We start from the raw sequence: 20,169 nt of genomic DNA on the forward strand, positions 1-20,169 counted from the left end.
GGACGATGAAACAGCTTCCTTCCCGCTATCGTCGGCTCGACGGGGCGCTCGCCGACCTGCCGGTCGAGGAACCGATGCTGCTGACCGAGCTGGACGGCTTCCTGACCGGGGTGATCCTGTGTCCCGATCCGGTGGTGCCGGCGGAATGGATGCAGAATGTCTGGGGGATCGATGACGGCGGCGTCGCGCCGTTCGACGATCCGATCGACGTGCAGTGGTTCGCCGATGCGGTGATGGCGCGGCACGACGCGATCGTCCGCGACCTGGATCGTGGCAAGCTGCAGCCGATCTTCGACATCGACGAGCGGAACGGCGACGTGCTGTGGGAGCTGTGGATCGACGGCTTCGCCGAGGCGATGGCGCTGCGCCCCGACGCCTGGACCGCGCCGACCGACGACCCGTCGGTGGTGGAGGCAAGGGCGCGGCTGTCGCTGCTGATCGACGTGGCGCGTCAGGAAAGCACGCTCGACAGCATGGAGATCAACGCGCTGGAGGTGGAGGCACCCGGCCGGTTGATCGACGCGGTGCTGCGCCTTCATGCCTCGCGCCCGCGTGCCGTGGCCGGGAACGCGCCGATGCCGTCACTGGCCAAGGTCGGGCGCAACGATCCCTGTCCCTGCGGATCGGGCAGGAAGGCCAAGCGCTGCTGCCCGTGACGGGTTCGTCAGCCCCGCCTTATTGATAATGGCCCGTCCGGTCGAACCCGGTGGTCGTTTTCGCCATCTTCACGAGCTTGCGGATATAGGTGCGGACATGGCGGTCGAACCGGGTATCGTCATACACGCCGCGCCAGATATACTCGTCGCGATCGAGCAGCGCGCGCAGCGCCGCCGCGAACGTCGCCTGATCGTCGAGCGACGCCTTGCCCCGCAACAGGGTGCAGACCATTTCCTCCGCCGTCGCCTGGTCGCAATCGTCCTGCCGGGCACGGCCGCCACGTTCGGCGACGACCTGATCCGCGCGGGACGCGGCGACGCGGGCATCGAGCCACGCCCGCACGCCGTCCGCATTCCATGCCGTCGATGTCCTGTCGTTCGTCGAGGTCTTGTCGGTCATCCGGTCATCGTCCTTCGCCCTGTTGGCGCCATCCGCCGGTCGAACCGAAACGGTAGCCGATTTCGCTAGGCTGACGGCGGCCATCGCCGTTAGACTGTCATCCCCTATCACATGGTCAGGATATCATGGGGATAACGATGTTCACGCCGGCGCCGCTGCCGCTCAACGAGCGCCAGCGCAGCGACGCCGCCAGGGCATCGGGGCTGATGAACCGCATCGCCGATCCCGTGCTGTCGCAGATCACCAACCATATCCGCCATGTCATGAACATGCGATGGTGCGGGATCACGCTGATCGTCAGCGAGACGATGTACGTGGTCGCCTCGTCCGGCGGATTGCTGGGCATGTACCGGCGTTCCACGTCGCTGTGCAGCTATGTCGTCAGCGATCCCGACCATGTCTTCGTCGTGCTGGATGCCCCCAACGACGAACGGTTCGCCGGCAATCCTTCGGTCGATAACGGTCTGGTCGCCTTCTTCGCGGGCGCGGCGGTCCGCGATGCGGCCGGCTATGCGATCGGCGCGCTGTGCATCACCGACAATGCCCCGCGTGCTTCCTTCACCGATGACGACGCGATGCTGCTGCGCGACTTCGCGCATGACATCGCGGTGACCCATATCCCGTCGCGGTCGGGCTAGAAGAAGCGATCGACCACGCTGCGGGCCAGCCGGGCCGGGCGCAGCGTTTCGGCGTCGAGGCAGCACCAGCTCGATTTCACTTCGGCCAGCACCTCTTCGCCGCGCCGGATGATCGTCTCGTAGAAGGCGCGGGCACCCTGCACCTTTTCCAGGATGACGGTCGCGATCACCTCGTCATCGAGAAAGGCGGGCTTGCGATAGGTGATCTCGTGGCGGATCGCGACCCACAGATGCGCGGCGACGGCATCGGCGGGCGCCAGCTTCTGCCAATGGCTGACGACCGCCTCCTGCACCCATTTCAGATAGCTGGCATTGTTGACATGCCCCATGAAATCGATGTCCGCCGGATCGACCGCGATGGCATAGGCATGGGGGATCGTCGTCATGGCCGCATCATAGCATGGCGGCACCGCCGGCGCTAACGCCATCGCCCGCCTGCCAGAGGCCCACCCGTACCATGCAATCGACTGGTAGATATGGTATTTCCCCGGGGTGGACGGGGACGCGCCACCCCGGCTAGACCATCGTCGTCAGCGGGGAGTGACACCATCTCGATCAATCTTGCCTCCATCCTGCGGGGTGCCGGGACAGCGGGGGCGTGCCTCGCCATAGCCGCCTGCAACCGGCATCAGTCGACGCTCGCGCCGTTCGGGGTGGAGGCGCGGGATACGCGCACGCTGATGATCGTGCTGCTCGTCGCCGCGGTGGTGATCGCGGGCGGGCTGACCGCGCTGATCCGGTTCGCGATCCGCACGCCGGGCGGTCGGCTGACGCACCGGCAGGGGATGCGGCTGGTGCTGTGGCTGGGCGCGGTGGTGCCGACGATCCTGCTGTTCACGCTGCTGGTGTCGGAACTGCCGGCGATGCGGCCGCTGCCGGTCGCCCCCGCCGACCTGAGGGTGAAGGTGGAGGGCGAGCAGTTCTGGTGGCGCGTCACCTATGCCCCGCCGGGGCAGGCGCCGGTGGTCGCCGCCAACGAGATACGGATTCCCGTCGGCCGCACCGTGCAGTTCGATCTGGATGGCGGCGACGTGATCCACAGCTTCTGGATTCCGGGCCTGGCGGGCAAGATGGACATGATCCCCGGCCGCACCAACACGCTGGTCGCGCGCGCGACGAAGCCGGGGCGGTATCGCGGCGTCTGCACCGAATTCTGCGGATTGAGCCACGCCCTGATGGCGTTCGACGTGGTGGCGATGCCCGCCGCCGCCTTTGACGCATGGTTGACGGCGGAGCGGGGACCGGCGCTGGCGACAGCCATGGCGCATCCCGGCGCGGCGCTGTTCGCGCAATATGGCTGCGGCGGGTGCCACGCGATCCGCGGCACCGCGCAGGCCGGCACGATCGGCCCCGACCTGACCCGGTTCGGCGCGCGCGCCACGCTGGCCGCCGGCGTCCTGCCGATGACCACCGCCAATATCGCGGGCTTCGTCCGCCATCCCGAACGTACCAAGCCGGGGGTGCGGATGCCCGCCTTCCCCCAGATGACGGACGCCGAGGCGATCCGCATCGCGCGCTATCTCGAAGGTCTGAAATGAGCGCGCCCGCCGATACCCCGAACGATACGCTCTATGCGGAGGACCGGACCGACCAGAACGATCCCGCCGTCCGCGCCGCGCAGGAGGAACGGCTGCGCGCGGTGTGGAAGCCGCCATCGGGCCTGTTCCTGCGCTGGACCGATGTGAACAACAACCGGGTCGGCGTATGGTACACGCTGACCGCGTTCGCGTTCATGCTGTTCGCCGGGGTGCTGGCGCTCGTCATGCGCACGCAGCTGGCGGTGCCGGAGAACGACCTCGTCTCCGCGAACACCTTCAACCAGCTGTTCACGCTGCACGGCTCGATGATGATGTTCCTGTTCGCGGTGCCGATGTTCGAGGCGGTGTCGATCATCCTGCTGCCGCAGTTGCTGGGCGCGCGCGACCTGCCGTTCCCGCGCCTGTCGGCGTTCGGCTACTGGAGCTTCCTGCTGGGCGGCGTGTTCGTCGGCGGATCGATCTTCTTCAACGCCGCGCCCGATGGCGGCTGGTTCATGTATCCGCCGCTGACGACGCGCACCGACCTGTCCGGCCTCGGCGCGGACATCTGGATGCTGGGGTTGTCGTTTATCGAGGTGTCGTCGGTGGCGGCGGCGGTCGAACTGATCGTCGGCGTGCTGAAATGCCGGCCGCCGGGGATGCGGCTGAACCTGATGCCGCTGTACGCCTGGTACATCCTGGTCGTGGCGGTGATGATCCTGTTCGCGTTCCCGCCGCTGATCGCGGGCGACGTGCTGTTCGAGATGGAGCGCCTGCTCGGCTGGCCGTTCTTCGATGCCAGCAAGGGCGGCGATCCGCTGTTGTGGCAGCACCTGTTCTGGATCTTCGGCCACCCCGAGGTCTATATCGTCTTCCTGCCCTCGATCGCGCTGTTCGCGATGATGATCCCCACCTTCGCGCAGCGTCATCTGTTGGGCTATCCGTGGATCGTGCTGGCGGCGGTGGGCACCGCGTTCCTCAGCTTCGGCCTGTGGGTCCACCACATGTTCGCGACCGGGCTGCCCAAGATCAGCCTCGCCTTCTTTTCCGCCGCCTCCGAAGCGGTGGCGATCCCGACCGGCGTGCAGATCTTCGCGTTCATCGCCACCCTGTGGGCGGGCAAGGTGAAATGGTCGACGCCGCTGCTCTACGCGGTCGGCAGCCTCGCGATCTTCACGATCGGCGGGCTGACCGGCGTGATGGTCGCGGTCGCGCCGTTCGACTGGCAGGCGCACGACACCTATTTCGTCGTCGCGCACCTGCATTACGTGCTGATCGGCGGCACGTTGCTGCCGTTGTTCGGCGGCCTCTATTATTACTGGCCGCTGGTCACGGGGAAGCGGCTGAGCGACCGGATCGGGCGCACCGCCTTCTGGGTGATGTTCGTCGGGGCCAATCTCGCCTTCATGCCGATGCACCTGTCGGGGCTGGAGGGGATGCCGCGCCGCGTGTTCACCTATCCGGCCGCGCTCGGCATAGGCGGGCTCAACATGGCCTCGACGCTGGGCGCGTTCCTGTTCGCGTCGGGGGTGCTGATGGTGTGCATCGATCTCGCGCTGTCGCCGACCCGTGCGAAGGCGCCGCGCAATCCATGGGCGGCGGGGACGCTGGAATGGCTGGCCAAGCCCGATGACGAGAATTGGGGCATCCGCTCGGTCCCGCTGATCGAGACGCGCTATCCGATCTGGGACCAGCCCGGTTTCGTGCAGAAGGTGGACGAGGGCCGCTTCTTCCTGCCCGATGCACCGGAGATGCGGCGCGAGACGATCATCACCTCCGTCATCGATGCGCGGCCGATCCAGGTCGCGCGGCTGGGCACGCCCAGCGTGGTGCCGATGCTGACCGCGATATCGCTGGGCAGCGTGTTCATCCTGACCACCTATCACCTGTACTGGGCGGCGCTGGTCGGCGGCGTCGTGACGCTGGCGTGCGTGCTGTACTGGCTGTGGACCGGCACCGCCGAAATCCCCGAGAAACCGGCCAAGTCGATCGGCCACGGCATCACCGTGCCGCTGTACCTGTCGGGACCGTCGGCCAGTGGGTGGTGGGCGATGTTCATCACGATGATGGCCGATGCCACCGCGTTTTCGGGCCTCGTCTTCGGCTATTATTTCTTCTGGACGGTCCATGCCGATTTCCCGCCGCCGGATGCGATGGGGCCGGGCGTGTTCTGGCCGATGACGGCGCTGGCGCTGACCGTCGCCGGCTGGGGGGCGACCGTGGCGGCGCGGGGCATCCATGCGAGCGGGCGGGTCGGGCCGGCACGGGTGCTGCTGGTGGTCGCGCTGGTCGCGACGCTGGGCAGCGCGGTGGCCGGGCTGGCGGGGCCGTGGACGACGGGGCTGGACCCCAAGTCCCATGTCTACCCCGCGATCGTGTGGACGCTGGCGATCTGGACCGCAGTCCATGCCGGGATCGGCGGCATCGCGCAGGCCTATACGCTGGCGCGCAGCCTGGCGGGCAGGATGACGCCCGTCTATGACGCGGACCTGCGCAACATCACCGTCTATCTCCATTTCCTGCTGTTCACCGGCATCGTCACCTATGCGACGATCGGGCTGTTCCCGGGGGCGGCATCGTGAAGCGGCTGGCCGACCGGGTACGCAAGCTCAGCGTCTCGCTGTGGACGCTGATCGTGCCGCCGACCGTCTGGGCGGCGCATTTCCTGTTCTCGTACCTGTGGGCGGCGCTGCGCTGTGCGAAGGTGGGGCGGTTCGCCGAGTTCCCCACGCTCTATGCGGTGGGCACGGTGATGGCGCTGGTCGTCATCCTCGCGGCGGGTGCGGTGGCATGGGTGCAGCAGCGCACGCCGGGCGACGATCCGCCGCACGAACAGGGCACCGCGGTCGACCGGCTGCGCTTCCTCGCCAAATCGACGCTGTTGCTGGCGGGGCTCAGCTTCGTCGCGGTCATCTTCACCGCCGCGCCGGTCGTGTTCCTGACTGATTGCCGATGAGGCGGGCTGCGACGATTGCGGGCATCGCACTGCTGCCCGCCGGCTGGGCGATGGCGGCGGCGGGGGGCATGACCGGGCATATGGCCGGGCACATGATCGCGGTCGCGGTCGCCGCGCCGCTGATCGCCTGGGGGATCGGCGGCGGCCGGTTCGATCCCGCGCGGGCGTTTCCCCGCCACGTCACGCCGATGGCGATGATGGTGGTGGAACTGGCGGTGGTGTGGGGCTGGCACCTGCCGGTGTTGCGGGCGCTGGCCGATACGTCGGTCACAGTGCTGGTGGTGGAACAGGCGATGTTCGCCGCCGCCGGGCTGCTGCTGTGGGCGGCGGTGCTGGGGACGGGGCCGGAACGGCGCGCGGGCGGGGTCGGCGCGCTGCTGCTCACCTCGATGCACATGACGTTGCTGGGCGCGCTGGTCGGGCTGGCGCCGCGGCCGCTCTATGCACATCATCACGGGATCGAGGATCAGCAACTGGGCGGCGTCGTGATGCTGATGGTCGGCGCGGCCAGTTATTTCGCGGGCGGGCTGGCGATGCTCGGCACGCTGCTGCGCAGCGGGGAAGGGCACGCATGACGATCCGGATCACCTGGGCGCGCGCGGTGGCGGCGCTGGTCGCGCTGGCGGCGGCGGGGTTGCTGTTCGCCTGGTCGGGGGTGTTCAACATCGCCGCCTCGTCGGGGCACTGGCCGATCACCGACTGGTTCCTGCACTGGACGATGCGCAATTCGGTGCGCACCCATGCCGCCTTCACCGCCCCGTCCAACCCCCGCGCGGATCAGGAACTGGTAAGTGCGGCGGGGCATTTCGCCGCGTCCTGCGCCGCCTGTCACGGCGCGCCGGGCCGTCGCCCCTCACCGGTGATGCACGCCGCCACGCCACCCGCGCCCGACTTGTCGGTGAATGCGAAGCAATGGACCGACAAGCAGCTGTTCTGGATTCTGGAACACGGCGTCAAATATACCGGGATGCCGGCCTGGGGCGCGAAGGACCGGCCCGACGAAATCCGGCGCATGGTGGCCTTCGTCCGTCGCCTGCCGACGATGTCGCCGGCTGAATATCGCGCGCTGAGCGGGGCCGCGCGGGGTGCCGGCACCACGGGTGCGGCGGCGCTGGGAGACGGAGTGCTGGCCGGCTGCGTCGCCTGCCACGGTGCGGACGGACGCGGGCGGGGCCAGCCGGATATCCCGGTACTGGGTGGCCAGCGTCCCGCCTATCTGCTCGCCGCGCTGAACGCCTATGCCAGCGGCGCGCGGGCCAGTGCGGTGATGGGCAACGCCGCCGCCGACCTGACCGACGACCAGAAGCGTGCGCTGGCCGCGCATTTCGCGGCGCTGCCCGGCATCGGCACCGTCGCTCCGGCCGGATCGGCGGCGGCGCGAAGGATCGTCGAGCAGGGCTTGCCCGCCGTGCAACTGCCCGCCTGCGCCAGTTGCCATGCCGGCGGCAAGCCGTACCCGGTACTCGCCGGCCAGCGGGCGTCGTATCTGGCGCAGCGGTTGCGCCACTGGCGTGGTGAGAAGGAGGTGGTCGACGCCCGCAAGAGCCATGCGACCATGCCCGTCATCGCGCGGCGCATTCCGGAGGAGATGATCGAGCCGCTCGCCGCCTATCTAGCCGGCACCGGTCGCTGACGGGCGGCTTCCGTTCGGGCGGTGGCGCCCCTATCTCTCCACGATGAACGGAACATCCCCATGAGCGTCGCCTTCCGCCGCGACAGCGACGAGGAACATCGCGAGCCGCGGTTCGAACTGCCGATCCCGGCGGGCGCCAACCTCGTCACCGCCGCCGGCCCCGCCCTGATCGCGGCACGGGTGGCCGAGCTGGAAGCGGCGGTCGCCGCCGCGACCGGCGAGGATCGCGATGCGCTGCTGCGGCAGCTGCGCTACTGGCACACCCGCGCCGCCACCGCCGAGGTCGTCGCCCCGCCCGCCGATGACGAGGCGGGGATCGGCAGCCGCGTGACGTTCCGCCTGAACGGCGCGACGCGCACCATCACCATCGTCGGCCATGACGAGGCAAATGCGGAGGCGCGCATCGCCTTCGCCGCGCCGCTGGCCCGCGCGCTGATGGGCACTGGCCCCGGCGATCTCGCCGATTTTCAAGGGCATAGCGAGGCGATCGAGGTGATCGCCGTGGAGAATCATTGATGGCCGAAAAGTTCGAACGCCACCGCCAGCCGTGGAAGGTGGAGGAGGTGCAGAAGCTGCACCAGTTCGCCAAGAAGGACATGTCGCTGAAGGCGATCGCCAAGGCGCTGACCCGCAGCGAGGAATCGGTGAAGGACCGCGCCAAGGCGGACGGGCTGACGATCGCCAAGCTGCGATAGGGCGTGGCGGGCATCGGTCGTTCGTTTTGTCTGTAGCGGAACGCCATTGGCTTGACTCAATCCGTCATTGCGAGCGCAGCGAAGCAATCCAGCGCCGGATCAGGACGCCCTGAATTGCTTCGCTACGCTCGCAATGACGGACGCCCGATGCAACATGATGCCATCGAACCCTAGATCCGCTCCACCGCGTTTACCGCGTCGAGCGCGCGCAGTGCGGCGATCAGGCGCATCAGTTGCTGGACGTCGTGGACCTCCACGTCGATCATGTTGGTGTGGAAGCGCATGTCGCGGGTGTCGAGCCGCAGGTTGATGATGTTCGCCTTGTGCTGGCCGATCACCGTCGCCAGCAGGCCGAGCACGCCGGGTTCGTTCTTCACCGTGACGGAGATGCGTGCCACCGCGCCCTCGGTCCGTTCGCCCCACGACACATCGACCCAGTCGGTTTCCTCATCCGACCGGTCGGCCAGGTCGGCGAGGACCGCGCAGTCGATCGAATGGACCTCGATCCCCGCATCGGGGCGGCGCAGGCCGACGATGCGGTCGCCCGGTACCGGATGGCAGCAATGCGCGAGGTCGTAGGCGACGCCGGGGGTCAGCCCCTTGATCGACAGCGCGCTGGACTGCGGCGCCAGTGCGGCCATGTCCGCGCCCGCCGATCCCGGCATCAGCGCCTCCATCACATCGGCATCGGACAGGGTGCGCCGCGCGATCGCGACCATCAGCGCCGCCTCGTCGGGCAGTTTCAGCCGTTTCAGCGCATGGCCCATCGCATCCGGCCCGAGCGGGGCGGGCAGGCGGGCGGCGATCCCCTCGTACAGCTTGCTGCCCAGCGCGACCTGTTCGGCGCGTTCGGCCTGACGCAGGTGGCGGCGGATCGCGGCCAGCGCCTTGCCGGTGACCGCGACGTTCAGCCAGCCGGGTTGCGGGGTCTGTCCGGCGGAGCGCAGTATCTGCACCTGATCGCCATTCTCGATCACGGTCGACAGCGGCACGACGCGGCCGTTGATCTTGGCGCCGACCGCCTGATCGCCCAGATCGGTATGGACCGCATAGGAGAAGTCGATCGGGGTCGCGCCCTTGGGCAACTGGATCAGTTCGCCCTTTGGCGTGAAGGCGAAGATGCGATCCTGATACATCGCCATGCGGGTGTGTTCGAGCAGTTCCTCCGGCGTGTCAGCGGTGTCGAGGATCTCGACCAGGTCGCGGATCCAGCTGACCTGCGCATCATGCCGGGTCGCCTGCTTGTAGCTCCAGTGCGCGGCCAGCCCGAAATCGGCCTCCGCATGCATCGCGTCGGTCCTGATCTGGATTTCAACGCGGGTCTGCTCGGCGGTGATGATCGTAGTGTGGAGCGAGCGATAGCCGTTGCGTTTCGGGGTGGAGATGTAATCCTTGAACCGCCCCGGCACCATCGGCCAGCGGCGGTGGATCACGCCCAGCGCGCGGTAGCAATCCTCCTCGGTCGGCACGATCGCGCGGAACGCCATCACGTCGGACAGCTGTTCGAAGCTGATGTGCCGCTCGTTCATCTTGCGGAAGATCGAATAGGGATGCTTTTCGCGCCCCGTCACGCTCGAATCGATCCCGGCGCGTTGCAGCAGCAGGTTCACGCCCGACGCGATCCGCGCGATCCGGTCGCCCCCGCCCAGCTTCAGCTGTTCGAGCCGGCGGGCGATGCTCTCATACGCCTCCGGTTCGAGCTGCTGGAAGGCGAGCGTCTGCATCTCCTTCATGAACTCGTACATCCCCACCCGTTCGGCGAGGGGGGCGTAGATATCCATCGTCTCGCGCGCGATCCGCCGCCGCTTCTCCGGCTTGGCGATGTGATGCAGCGTCCGCATGTTGTGGAGGCGATCGGCCAGCTTCACCAGCAGCACGCGGATATCGTCCGACATGGCGAGCAGGAACTTGCGCAGGTTCTCCGCCGCGCGCTCGTTGTCGGTCTGCGCCTCGATCCGCGACAGCTTGGTCACGCCGTCCACCAGCCGCGCGACGTTGGCGCCGAACAGTCGCTCGATCTCCTCCGGCGTCGCCACCGTATCCTCGACGGTGTCGTGGAGGATCGCGGTGGCGATCGTCTCGTCGTCCAGCCTGAGGTCGGTTAGGATGCCGGCCACCTCGATCGGGTGGCTGAAATAGGGATCGCCGGATGCGCGCTTCTGCGACCCGTGCGCGTGCATCGAGAAGACATAGGCGCGGTTCAGCAGCGCCTCGTCGGCGTCGGGATCGTAGTCCAGGACCCGATCGACCAGTTCATATTGCCTGAGCACTTACCCTAGATGGCGGGTGCGTGCGCTGTTTTGCAACATAATTGATCCGCTTGGTGCAATCGGCTGCGTCAATCGTCCGTCACGACGGGATCGGCGGGCGCGGGGGCCTTGGCCTTCATGACGAAATGGATGCGTTCGACGCAGCCGACATGGCCGGTCGCGGACACCGGCTTGCGCGCGCCGCGCAACAGCCGCAGCGCCTCCATGCCGAAATCGGCGCCGGGTTCGCTGGCGACGACGCGGACATTGCCGATATCGCCCCATGGCGCGACGTCGAAGGCGACGACCGCCCAGCCCTCGATCGCGCGACGATGCCATGGCTGGGGATAGATCGGCGCCGGGCGATAGCTCCAGTCGCCGGCCGGGCACCGGTTCGCCGTGTCGACGGTCCCGACCCGGTCGGGCAGCGGCGGGGCCGCGATCGTCGCCGGGTTCTGCCAATAGGGATAGAGGCATCCCGCCCGCGCGCCCGGCGTGAAGCGCGACGCCGCCACCGCCTTCACCGAGGCCGTATCGAGCGCGGGGTTGCCGGTGCCGCCGACGGTACGGACCCTGATCGGCCGGCCACGCGCATCGAGGTCGTAGCCGACCATCGACCAGCCCCGCACCCCCGGCGTCGGCGGGAATGCGAGGAAATTGGGATAGGCGCGCAGCAGGATGCGCGGGGGCGGATCGGTACGGCAACTGGTGCCGACGGGCATGATCCGGTCCCAGCCGGCGCGGGGCAGCGCCCCCGTCATGGGGGTGATGCTGTAGGACATCAGATCGGCGACCGGCGCCTCGGCCAGCGGCGTCGACCTTGTGGTATAGGTGATCGCGCAATCGGCCCGCGCCACCCCGGCGGGAAAGCGCGATGCGGCGAGCGACGGGGCGATATCCTCCGTCTGGATATTATAGCCGCCGACGTCCCTCGCGATCGACAAGGGCCGGCCGGCGGCGTCGATCCGGAAGCGATAGGTGACGGTGCGGGTACCGTCGGCGCCCGACCAGGCCAGCGAGGTGAGCGGCCGCCGCATCGCCACCGGTGCCACCGTCATCCCGTCGCACGCCACCGTGCCCGGCATCCAGGCGAACAGGGTCCGGGCCGCGCCCACGGGTTGCGTCGAGACGATCGGCGGCGGGACATATGCGGCAGGGCGCGCGGGGGCGGCAAGCTGGGCGGCGGCCACCGCGGCGGACAGGACGGCGATCATGCACGGCAGGATGACCCCCGTTCATGACCGGCGCAAGTCAGCCGGCGGGCGCGACCCCGTCGGCAGGCCGCTCGTCCGGGGCGGCGGGGCGGCGGCCCCAATGCACCAGCGACCATGCGCGTTCGTGGAAATAGAACAGCGCGATCTTGGTGACGACCTCGGTCCCGGCGATCGATCCGGCGATCTTCGCATCACCCCCGGTGAACAGCAGGCCGAGGACGAAGGTGTCGATCGACCCCACCGTCCGCCACGACACCGCCTTCACCAGCGAGCGCGGGTGGCTTTCCAGACCGTTGAACAGGAACATCGGGGCGTCTCCTCAACATCGGCCGATAGGGCGGGAGTGAAGGCGAGGCGAACAATGCCGGCGAGGGGGCGGCCAAGATAAACCATCGCGCGGGCGTGGGTCTCGGGGATGAGCGATACCGACTCCGCTGATCCCGTCGTTGCGAGCGTAGCGAAGCGATCCGGGGCGTCATGCGCGCTTGACCCTGGATTGCTTCGCTACGCCCGCAACGATGAAAGGGGACGAAAGGAATTATCGTCTCGGCGCGATGATGGCGGCGCTTATCCCGCCCCCTGCGCCGGGGTGTTGACCCCCATGGATTGCAGGTAGCGGCGCACGTTGCGCGCGGCCTGGCGCAGGCGCTGTTCGTTCTCGACCATCGCGATGCGGACGAAACCCTCGCCGTTCTCGCCGTAGCCGACACCGGGGGCGACCGCGACCTTGGCCTCGGTCAGCAACTGCTTGGAGAATTCGAGGCTGCCGAGATGCGCGAGCGCGGGCGGCAGCGGCGCCCAGGCGAACATCGACGCGCGCGGGGCGGGAATGTCCCAGCCCGCGCGGCCGAAGCTTTCGACCAGCACGTCGCGGCGCTTGTGATAGAGCAGGCGGTTCTTCTCGACGATGTCCTGCGGGCCGTTCAGCGCGGCGCAGGCGGCGGCCTGGATCGGGGTGAACGCGCCGTAATCGAGATAGGACTTCACCCGCGTCATCGCCGCGATCAGCTTCGCGTTGCCGACCGCGAAACCGATCCGCCAGCCGGCCATGCTGTACGTCTTGGATAGCGAGGTGAATTCCACCGCCACGTCCTTGCCGCCCTTGGCCTGCAGGATCGAGACGGTCGGCTTGCCGTCGTAATAGAGTTCGGAATAGGCGAGGTCGGACAGGATCCACAGCCCCTGATCCTTCGCGAACGCGACGAGGCGTTCGTAGAAGGCGAGGTCGACCGTCTCGGCGGTCGGGTTGGACGGATAGTTCACCACCAGCACCGACGGGCGCGGGATGGTGAATTCCATCGCCCGCTTCAGGCTTTCGAAATACGCCTCGTCCGGGGTGGTCGGCACCGCGCGGATCGTGGCGCCGGCGATGATGAACCCGAAGGTGTGGATCGGATAGCTGGGGTTGGGTGCCAGCACCACGTCGCCCGGTGCGGTGATCGCGGTCGCGAGGCTGGCCAGCCCCTCCTTCGACCCCATCGTCACCACCACCTCGGTTTCGGGGTCGAGATCGACGCCGAAGCGGCGGCCGTAATAATTGGCCTGCGCGCGGCGGAGGCCGGGAATCCCCTTGGATTGGGAATAGCCGTGCGCATCGGGCTTCCGCGTCACCTCGATCAGTTTCTCGATGACGTGGTCGGGCGGCGGCAGGTCGGGATTGCCCATGCCCAGATCGATGATGTCCTCGCCCCCCGCGCGCGCCGCGGCCCGCATCGCGTTGACTTCGGCGATGACATAGGGCGGCAGGCGCTTGATGCGGTAGAAGTCGTCGGACATGGTTCACCTTCTTCGTGAGCCCCGCCTCCTACGCCCGAAAGTCGTCCTGTGAAAGCGACCGGGTGAAAGCGAGTGTAGGCGCGCGCGCCCGACTGGGTTAAACCCCTGGCATCAGTGAAGAGGATGCCATGGCCGACCAGACCGACGCCGCTGCCGGGGCCGCCGCCCCCAGCCTCGACGAGATGCAGCACTGGACGTGGGTGATGGGCCGCGCGCAGCAGATGATGATGGAACAGGGCATGGCGGCGATGCCGGTGGTGCCCGGCCTGAACGATCCCGCCACGCTGGAGCGGGTGCGCGATTTCTGGGCGGACAGCCTGACGCTGTGGACCCGGTTCCTGTCGCCGGGTGCCGCCGCCGCCCCGGCCCCGCCGCCATCGGACAAGCGGTTCCGCGCGCCGGCGTGGCGCGAGCCGGTGTTCGACATGGTCCGCCAGAGCTACGAGACGATCGCCGACCACATGCTGCGCCAGGTCGACGCGGTGACGGGGGTGGAGCCCAAGCAGCGCGAGCAGCTGCGCTTCGCCACCCAGACCTTCGTCGATGCGATGAGCCCGACCAACTTCGCATGGACCAACCCGGAGGTGATCGAGAAGACGATCGAGACGCGCGGCGACAATCTGCTGAAGGGGTTGCAGAACATGCTCGCCGATATCGGGCGCGGGCAGTTGACGCATACCGACGGCACCTCGTTCGAACTGGGCCGCAACCTGGCGATGACCCCGGGGCAGGTGGTGAAGCGCACCGACCTGTTCGAACTGATCCAGTACACGCCGGTCACGCCGCAGGTGCTGGCGACGCCGCTCATCATCTTCCCGCCATGGATCAACCGGTTCTACATCCTCGACCTGACACCGGAGAAGAGCTTCATCCGCTGGGCGGTGGAGCAGGGGATCACCGTGTTCATGGTGTCGTGGCGCTCCGCTGACGCCAGCATGAAGGATGTGGCGTGGGACGATTACGTCCGTGCGCAGCTCGACGCGATCGATACCGTGCGCGACCTGCTGGACGTGCCGGCGGTGCATGCGATCGGCTATTGCGTCGCGGGCACCACGCTGGCGGCGACGCTGGCGGTGCTGGCCGCGCGCGGGCAGGCGGACCGGGTGGCCAGCGCCACCTTCTTCACCGCGCAGGTGGATTTCGCGGCGGCGGGCGATTTGCTCCACTTCGTCGACGACGAGCAGTTGAAGATGGTGGAGAAGCTGTCACCCGACGGGTTCCTCGACGGCCGCTACATGGCGATGACGTTCAACCTGCTGCGCGGGCGCGACCTGATCTGGAACTACGTCACCAACAATTATCTGCTGGGCAAGGATTATGCCCCGTTCGACCTGCTGCACTGGAACGGGGACACCACCAACCTGCCGTCGCGCTGGCACCTGTCGTACCTGACCGACCTGTACCGCGACAACCGGCTGGTGCAGCCGGGGGCGATGACGGTGGACGGCACGCCGCTGGACCTGTCGATCGTCCGCACCCCCAGCTATGTGCAGGCGGGGCGCGAGGATCATATCGCCCCGGCCGAAAGCGTGTGGAAGCTGACGCATCACTTCGCCGGCCCGCTGAAGTTCGTACTCGCCGGATCGGGGCATATCGCCGGCGTCGTCAATCCGCCCTCGGCGGGCAAATACCAGTATTGGACGGGCGATTCGGGGGCGGCCTCGCTCGCCGACTTCGTGGCCGGCGCGACCGAGACGAAGGGGAGCTGGTGGCCGGACTGGCGCGGCTGGCTGGACGAACGCGGCGCGGAGACGGTCGAGGCGGTGGGCGCCCGCGTCCCCGGCGACGGGAAATTGCCCGCGATCGAACCGGCGCCGGGGTTGTACGTCAGGACGCGCTGACCATATTTGTTGCGGTGCACAATAAATGTTATTGAACCGGGTCGGTCCATCGTTTATTGTGCGCTGCAACAAAGGAGTGGAAACGGACATGGCGACCTATGGTGCCAAGCGGCCTGCGCGCAAGCTGCCTCCCAAGGCGGTGGCGACACCCCCGAAGGCTGTGACCCCGATTCCGACGGCCGACATGCCTGCCACCGACGCGATGACCGCGGTCGAGGCGGCCCCGGCGATGCCGCTGACCGACATCGCCGCCGCGCCACTCGCCGCCATTCCCGATCCCGTGCCCGTCACGGTCGCCCCTGCCGAGGCTGAGGCCAAGGTCGAGGCCGTCGTCGAGCCGGTCGAGCTGATCGCCGAATCCATCGCGCCCGCCGCCGTCACGGTCGAGCCGGTCGCCCACGCCATCACCCCCCCCGCCATCGTCATCACGCAGAAGGATAGCATCATGGACGTCAACAACGCCGCCGCCGCCACGACCGAGAAGACCCAGGCATTCTTCGCCGATGCCAGCGACCGTACCCGTGGGGCGGTCGAGAAGAGCACGAAGTTCTTCCAGGAAGTGACCGAGTTCTCGAAGGGCAATGTCGAGGCGATCGTCGAGTCGTCGAAGATCGCGGCACGCGGTTTCGAGACGATGGGCCAGGATGCGGCCGCCTATGCCAAGACCTCGTTCGAGAGCGCGTCGGAAGCGATGCGCACGATGGCCACGCTGAAGTCGCCGACCGAGTTCATGAAGTTCCAGGCCGACTATGTCCGCTCGATGTTCGACTCGATGGTCGCGCACACCTCGCGCGGGACCGAGGCTTCGCTGAAGCTGGCCGGCGACGTCGCGCAGCCGATCTCGAACCGCGTTGCGGTGGCGGCCGAGAAGATGAAGGTCGTCGCGTAACAGCGGGGATTACCCATCCGGTCTGAAGGGGCGGTCCGCGATTTAGTCGCGGGCCGCCCTTTTCCGTATCGGACTTTCCTGTTCACAGGGCTTGCCCCGGGACGACGGCGTGCCATATTTCGGCGACACATGCCCAGCCCAGCAAACATCCCCGCGCCGACGCCCGCGATCATGCCTGTGACCATGCCCGCGACCATGATGGCCGAACGTCGCGATGGCGACGGGAACGGCGGCCCCGACGACGGGACGGGCACCGGCCTCGCCACCAAGACGCGCACCCGCACCAAGCAGCCGACGCCTTACCGCGTGCTGATGCTGAACGACGATTACACGCCGATGGAGTTCGTGGTCCTGTGCCTGCAGCGGTTCTTCCGCATGGACATGGACGAGGCGACCCGGGTGATGCTCCATGTCCACCAGCGCGGGGTCGGCGTCTGCGGCGTCTTCTCCTACGAGGTGGCCGAGACCAAGGTCGGGCAGGTCATGGATTTCGCCCGGCAGAACCAGCATCCGCTGCAATGCACGCTGGAGAAGGCGTAGGACAGGGCACCTCTACCGTCATTGCGTCGCCACGCTCGCCATGATGGAATGTGACAGCTACCGCCATCGCGATTTGGGTCGTCACGTCCAGTAGAGGATGCGCGCGGCGGGCAGTGCTGCCGTCAGCCGGTCTTCGAAGAACCGGCGCAGGGTACGCATCGTGTCGGCATCGTAGACCTGCTTTTCGGTCCCGAACTTGGTCCGCTTCGTCACCCGGTTCGCACCGGTCATGTCGAGGGCGGAGCCGGGATACCAGCTGTCCAGCACGGCGCGCGATCCGGTGGTGAAGCGGTGGGTGATCAGTTCGATCGTCAGGTCGAGTGCGGGCAGCGCGGCGAGCGCCGCCGCCGTGTCGTCGATCAACGCGCCATAGGCCGTTTCCCAGCCCGGCGCGGCGATGATCGGCGCGATCGTCAGCCCGATCGGATAGCCTGCCCGTGCCATCCGGGCGATCGCGGCGAGCCGGTCGGCGACCGGCGCGGTGCCGCCCTCGAACCGGGCGAAGGCGCGCGGATTGATCGAGGCGCGCATCCGCGTCCGCCCGCCATGGTCCAGCGCGAGCAGTGGTTCGACATCGGCGAATTTGGTGGTGAACCGCAGTTGCGCATCGGCATTCCAGCGCCCGAACCACGCGATCGCCGCCGACAGCGATCCCGTCAGCGGTTCGATGCCGAGGGGGTCGGTATAGCAGGATGCCTCGAACGTCGTGCCCTCCGTGACGCGCGCGGCATCGCGCGAGGTGATCGTGCCTTGCCCCAGATAGGCCGGCAGGCCGTCCAGTATCTCGTCGAGATTGGCATAGGCGCGGGTGATCGGTGGACCCTTCAGCGATCCCGCCAGATAGCAGTAGCTGCAATGCGCCGGGCATCCCTCGGCCAGGTCGACGCGCCAGTCCGCGCTGGGCGCGATCGGTTGCAGCCGACGCTTCGACGGCGGCGCGACGACCACCGCGAGCGTGGCCTTCGCTTCGCGATAGGCGCGGGCGGGATCGTCGGCCGGGACCAGCCCCAGCCGGTCGAGCCCCAGCCGGTCGCCGGCCAGTTCCAGCACCTCGATTCCCGCCGCCGCCGCCCGCGCCATGATCGCGCGGCCATGGTCGAAGCCGCGCGCGGCATGGGTGACGATCACGCGGCGCGGCCGCCACACGGCACCGCGACGGGAAGGGGCGGGGGTCGGAACAAGGGAAGCCACCTCAGTCGAACGAGCGGCGGGCCAGCTTGTTCAGGCCGCCGGAGCGGAACGCCGCATCCGCGCGTTGCCGGTTCTGCGTTGATTATCAGGAGGATGGCGATGCTGGCGACAGTGCAGATGGGGTTGATCGGCGGGCAGCGGGCGATGACGCCGCTCGCCACCGTCGCGGTGGCGGCGGCGCGGGGTGAATTGCCGGCGGACAATGGCGCGCCGAAACTGCTGGGCCATCCGCTGGTCGCGGCGGGGGCGGTGCTGCTGGCGATCGGCGAGATGGCGGGCGACAAGCAGAAGACCGCGCCCGATCGTATCGTGCCGATCGGGCTGGCCGCGCGCTTCGTGACGTCCGCCATCGCGGGGGCGGCGCTGGCGCCACGGCGGCAACGCTGGCTGGCGGCAGCGGTCGGCGGTGTGGTGGCGGTGGCGGCGTCCTATCCCGGCTGGCGGCTGCGGATGGCGTCGATGCGACGGCATGGACAGACGCCGACCGGCTTCGCGGAGGATGCGGCGGTGCTCGCCGGGGCGGCGGCGGTCGTGCGCCGGGCAGGTGCGTGATGGGAGATGCCGGCATGATCGAAACCTTGTCGGCGGCCCTGCCCGACCGGATCGAACGCCTGACCGCGACGCTGCTGGAACGCGCCGATGCCGCCGGCGTGATGCTGGCGACCGCCGAAAGCTGCACCGGCGGGATGCTCGCGTCGCTGCTGACCGATGTGGATGGTTATGGCCATGTCTTCGACCGCGGCTTCGTCGTCTATAGCGAGGCGGCCAAGTGCCAGTTGCTGGGGCTGGCGCCCGAGCAGGTCGACCGGTGCGGCGCGGTCAGCCGGCCGGTGGCGGTGGCGATGGCGGAGGGGGCGCTGGCCGCCTCCGACGCGCAGATTACCCTCGCCATCACCGGTTTCGCCGGCCCCGGCGCGCCGGACGACGAACCCGGCCTCGTCCATTTCGCCTGCGCGCGCGATGGCCGCGAGACGGGCCATCGGGAGGAGCATTTCGGCGATATCGGTCGCGGCGAGGTCCGGGTGGCGTGTCTGGGCGTGGCATTGGAGATGATGATCGCCGCGCTGGATGCATGACGGCGGCGTTCGATCGGGGTAGGAACGGGGCCAAGCCTTTCAGCGCCCTTCAGCGGATGACTCCCATGCCCCTTGCTCGCCTCACCGCCCTGTTCCTCGCGCTTGCCCCGGCGGGGGCGATCCCGCAGGCGAAACGGGCACCCGCCCCCGCGGCGGCGGCGGCGGACCGGGCACCGATCGTCGGCGTCGTGATCGTCGCGCGTTTCCCGCATGATCGCACCGCCTTCACCGAAGGGCTGATCTGGCACGGCGATGCCCTGTACGAAAGCGTCGGGCGCGAGGGCGAATCTGACGTGCGGCGGGTCCGCCTGTCGGACGGCAAGATCGTCGCCCGCGCCACCGTCCCGCCGCAACAGTTCGGCGAGGGGCTGGCGGCGTGGGGGCGCGAACTCGTCAGCCTGACCTGGCATGACGGGATCGCTCATCGCTGGGATGCCGCGACGCTGGCGAAGCGCGGCGAATCACGCTTCACCGGCGAAGGCTGGGGCCTGACCGGCGACGGTCGCGCGCTGATCCAGTCGGACGGGACGTCGACGCTGCGCTTCCTCGATCCCGTCACGCTGAAGGAACGGCGGCGGATCACCGTGACGCTGAACGGCCGCCCGCTCGACCAGATCAACGAACTGGAATGGATGGACGGTACGATCCTGGCCAATGTCTGGCACCAGCCCTTCATCGTCCGGATCGATCCCGCCAGCGGCACGATCACCCGCATCTACGATCTGCGCGCCTTGGTGAATGAGGTCGGCGCACGCGACCCGGAGGCGGTGGCCAACGGCATCGCGTGGGACGCGCGCGACAAGCGGCTGTTCGTCACCGGCAAGCTGTGGCCGACGCTGTTCGAGATCAAACTGGATCGTTGAGCGGCGCTGGGGCGTATTCCCTGCCGATTACCTCT

Annotated in this window: 22 protein-coding genes; 15 read left to right on the forward strand and 7 right to left on the reverse strand. The window is 68.3% G+C overall.

The window, feature by feature from the left end; all coding sequences use genetic code 11:
- Window positions 1-5 precede the first annotated feature (5 nt).
- A complete protein-coding gene (locus IFT82_RS06715) occupies window positions 6-656 on the forward strand; it encodes a UPF0149 family protein (protein WP_192125575.1) in 651 nt (216 codons plus the stop codon).
- A gap of 19 nt (window positions 657-675) precedes the next feature.
- Here the strand turns inward: IFT82_RS06715 and IFT82_RS06720 are convergent, their stop codons facing one another.
- A complete protein-coding gene (locus tag IFT82_RS06720; RefSeq protein ID WP_192125576.1) occupies window positions 676-1,056 on the reverse strand; it encodes a hypothetical protein in 381 nt (126 codons plus the stop codon).
- Between the two features lie 137 nt (window positions 1,057-1,193).
- Between IFT82_RS06720 and IFT82_RS06725 the strand changes: the two genes are divergently transcribed.
- The gene (locus tag IFT82_RS06725; protein WP_207105743.1) at window positions 1,194-1,694 is read left to right on the forward strand and encodes a GAF domain-containing protein; all 501 of its coding nucleotides are present in this window, start codon (window positions 1,194-1,196) and stop codon (window positions 1,692-1,694) included.
- Here IFT82_RS06725 and IFT82_RS06730 read toward each other — a convergent pair.
- Window positions 1,691-2,080 carry an acyl-CoA thioesterase gene (locus tag IFT82_RS06730; RefSeq protein ID WP_192125578.1) on the reverse strand — a complete coding sequence of 130 codons (390 nt, stop codon included), beginning with the start codon at window positions 2,078-2,080 and terminating at the stop codon, window positions 1,691-1,693. The two genes, IFT82_RS06725 and IFT82_RS06730, sit on opposite strands and share 4 nt — an antisense overlap.
- 90 nt (window positions 2,081-2,170) lie before the next feature.
- On the opposite strand from IFT82_RS06730, the gene coxB reads away from it, so the two are divergent.
- Genes coxB through IFT82_RS06765 form a run of 7 tightly spaced genes read left to right on the forward strand, consistent with a single transcriptional unit; the run spans window position 2,171 to window position 8,495 of the window.
- A complete protein-coding gene (gene coxB / locus IFT82_RS06735) occupies window positions 2,171-3,232 on the forward strand; it encodes a cytochrome c oxidase subunit II (RefSeq protein ID WP_192125579.1) in 1,062 nt (353 codons plus the stop codon).
- Entirely contained in the window at window positions 3,229-5,793 is a 2,565-nt protein-coding gene (gene ctaD, locus IFT82_RS06740) for a cytochrome c oxidase subunit I (RefSeq protein WP_192125580.1), read from the forward strand. The genes coxB and ctaD overlap by 4 nt, the downstream gene beginning before the upstream one ends.
- On the forward strand, window positions 5,790-6,167 hold the full coding sequence (locus tag IFT82_RS06745) for a hypothetical protein (RefSeq protein ID WP_446740945.1): 378 nt from the start codon (window positions 5,790-5,792) through the stop codon (window positions 6,165-6,167). Before ctaD ends, IFT82_RS06745 begins: the two co-directional genes overlap by 4 nt.
- On the forward strand, window positions 6,164-6,742 hold the full coding sequence (locus IFT82_RS06750; protein WP_192125581.1) for a cytochrome c oxidase assembly protein: 579 nt from the start codon (window positions 6,164-6,166) through the stop codon (window positions 6,740-6,742). Before IFT82_RS06745 ends, IFT82_RS06750 begins: the two co-directional genes overlap by 4 nt.
- Entirely contained in the window at window positions 6,739-7,800 is a 1,062-nt protein-coding gene (locus IFT82_RS06755) for a c-type cytochrome (protein ID WP_192125582.1), read from the forward strand. The genes IFT82_RS06750 and IFT82_RS06755 overlap by 4 nt, the downstream gene beginning before the upstream one ends.
- A gap of 60 nt (window positions 7,801-7,860) precedes the next feature.
- Complete coding sequence (locus IFT82_RS06760; RefSeq protein WP_192125583.1) at window positions 7,861-8,316, forward strand: GreA/GreB family elongation factor; 456 nt, start codon at window positions 7,861-7,863, stop codon at window positions 8,314-8,316.
- A complete protein-coding gene (locus IFT82_RS06765) occupies window positions 8,316-8,495 on the forward strand; it encodes a hypothetical protein (RefSeq protein ID WP_192125584.1) in 180 nt (59 codons plus the stop codon). Before IFT82_RS06760 ends, IFT82_RS06765 begins: the two co-directional genes overlap by 1 nt.
- Before the next feature lie 170 nt (window positions 8,496-8,665).
- Here IFT82_RS06765 and IFT82_RS06770 read toward each other — a convergent pair whose 3' ends face one another.
- The 4 genes from IFT82_RS06770 to IFT82_RS06785 form a co-directional block, all read right to left on the reverse strand.
- Window positions 8,666-10,765 (reverse strand): RelA/SpoT family protein, encoded by a 2,100-nt coding sequence (locus IFT82_RS06770; RefSeq protein ID WP_192125585.1) that lies wholly within the window; start codon window positions 10,763-10,765, stop codon window positions 8,666-8,668.
- 68 nt (window positions 10,766-10,833) lie between these two features.
- Window positions 10,834-11,958, reverse strand: a complete 1,125-nt coding sequence (locus IFT82_RS06775; protein ID WP_244646562.1) for a TonB family protein — start codon at window positions 11,956-11,958, stop codon at window positions 10,834-10,836.
- 37 nt (window positions 11,959-11,995) lie between these two features.
- Window positions 11,996-12,265: a DUF2061 domain-containing protein gene (locus tag IFT82_RS06780; RefSeq protein WP_192125586.1), complete on the reverse strand. Its 270-nt coding sequence runs from the start codon at window positions 12,263-12,265 to the stop codon at window positions 11,996-11,998.
- Window positions 12,266-12,525: 260 nt separating this feature from the next.
- On the reverse strand, window positions 12,526-13,734 hold the full coding sequence (locus IFT82_RS06785; protein ID WP_192125587.1) for an LL-diaminopimelate aminotransferase: 1,209 nt from the start codon (window positions 13,732-13,734) through the stop codon (window positions 12,526-12,528).
- 128 nt (window positions 13,735-13,862) lie between these two features.
- Between IFT82_RS06785 and IFT82_RS06790 the strand changes: the two genes are divergently transcribed.
- The 3 genes from IFT82_RS06790 (at window position 13,863) to clpS (ending at window position 17,004) form a co-directional block, all read left to right on the forward strand.
- Entirely contained in the window at window positions 13,863-15,575 is a 1,713-nt protein-coding gene (locus tag IFT82_RS06790; protein ID WP_192125588.1) for a PHA/PHB synthase family protein, read from the forward strand.
- 88 nt (window positions 15,576-15,663) lie between these two features.
- Window positions 15,664-16,464 carry a phasin family protein gene (locus IFT82_RS06795; protein WP_192125589.1) on the forward strand — a complete coding sequence of 267 codons (801 nt, stop codon included), beginning with the start codon at window positions 15,664-15,666 and terminating at the stop codon, window positions 16,462-16,464.
- A gap of 198 nt (window positions 16,465-16,662) precedes the next feature.
- Window positions 16,663-17,004 carry an ATP-dependent Clp protease adapter ClpS gene (clpS, locus tag IFT82_RS06800; protein WP_192125768.1) on the forward strand — a complete coding sequence of 114 codons (342 nt, stop codon included), beginning with the start codon at window positions 16,663-16,665 and terminating at the stop codon, window positions 17,002-17,004.
- A gap of 81 nt (window positions 17,005-17,085) precedes the next feature.
- On the opposite strand, the gene IFT82_RS06805 is transcribed toward clpS, so the two are convergent.
- A complete protein-coding gene (locus IFT82_RS06805; protein ID WP_244646563.1) occupies window positions 17,086-18,150 on the reverse strand; it encodes an SPL family radical SAM protein in 1,065 nt (354 codons plus the stop codon).
- Between the two features lie 144 nt (window positions 18,151-18,294).
- On the opposite strand from IFT82_RS06805, the gene IFT82_RS06810 reads away from it, so the two are divergent.
- The 3 genes from IFT82_RS06810 to IFT82_RS06820 all read left to right on the forward strand — a co-directional run bounded on the left by IFT82_RS06810 (window position 18,295) and on the right by IFT82_RS06820 (window position 20,134).
- Complete coding sequence (locus tag IFT82_RS06810) at window positions 18,295-18,747, forward strand: DUF4126 family protein (RefSeq protein ID WP_244646564.1); 453 nt, start codon at window positions 18,295-18,297, stop codon at window positions 18,745-18,747.
- A 14-nt stretch (window positions 18,748-18,761) separates the two neighbouring features.
- Window positions 18,762-19,271 (forward strand): CinA family protein, encoded by a 510-nt coding sequence (locus IFT82_RS06815; protein WP_192125592.1) that lies wholly within the window; start codon window positions 18,762-18,764, stop codon window positions 19,269-19,271.
- A 65-nt stretch (window positions 19,272-19,336) separates the two neighbouring features.
- On the forward strand, window positions 19,337-20,134 hold the full coding sequence (locus tag IFT82_RS06820; protein ID WP_244646565.1) for a glutaminyl-peptide cyclotransferase: 798 nt from the start codon (window positions 19,337-19,339) through the stop codon (window positions 20,132-20,134).
- The last annotated feature ends 35 nt before the right edge of the window (window positions 20,135-20,169 follow it).

The sequence above is a fragment of the Sphingomonas sp. CFBP 8760 genome, from assembly GCF_014841615.1.
Lineage (GTDB): Bacteria > Pseudomonadota > Alphaproteobacteria > Sphingomonadales > Sphingomonadaceae > Sphingomonas.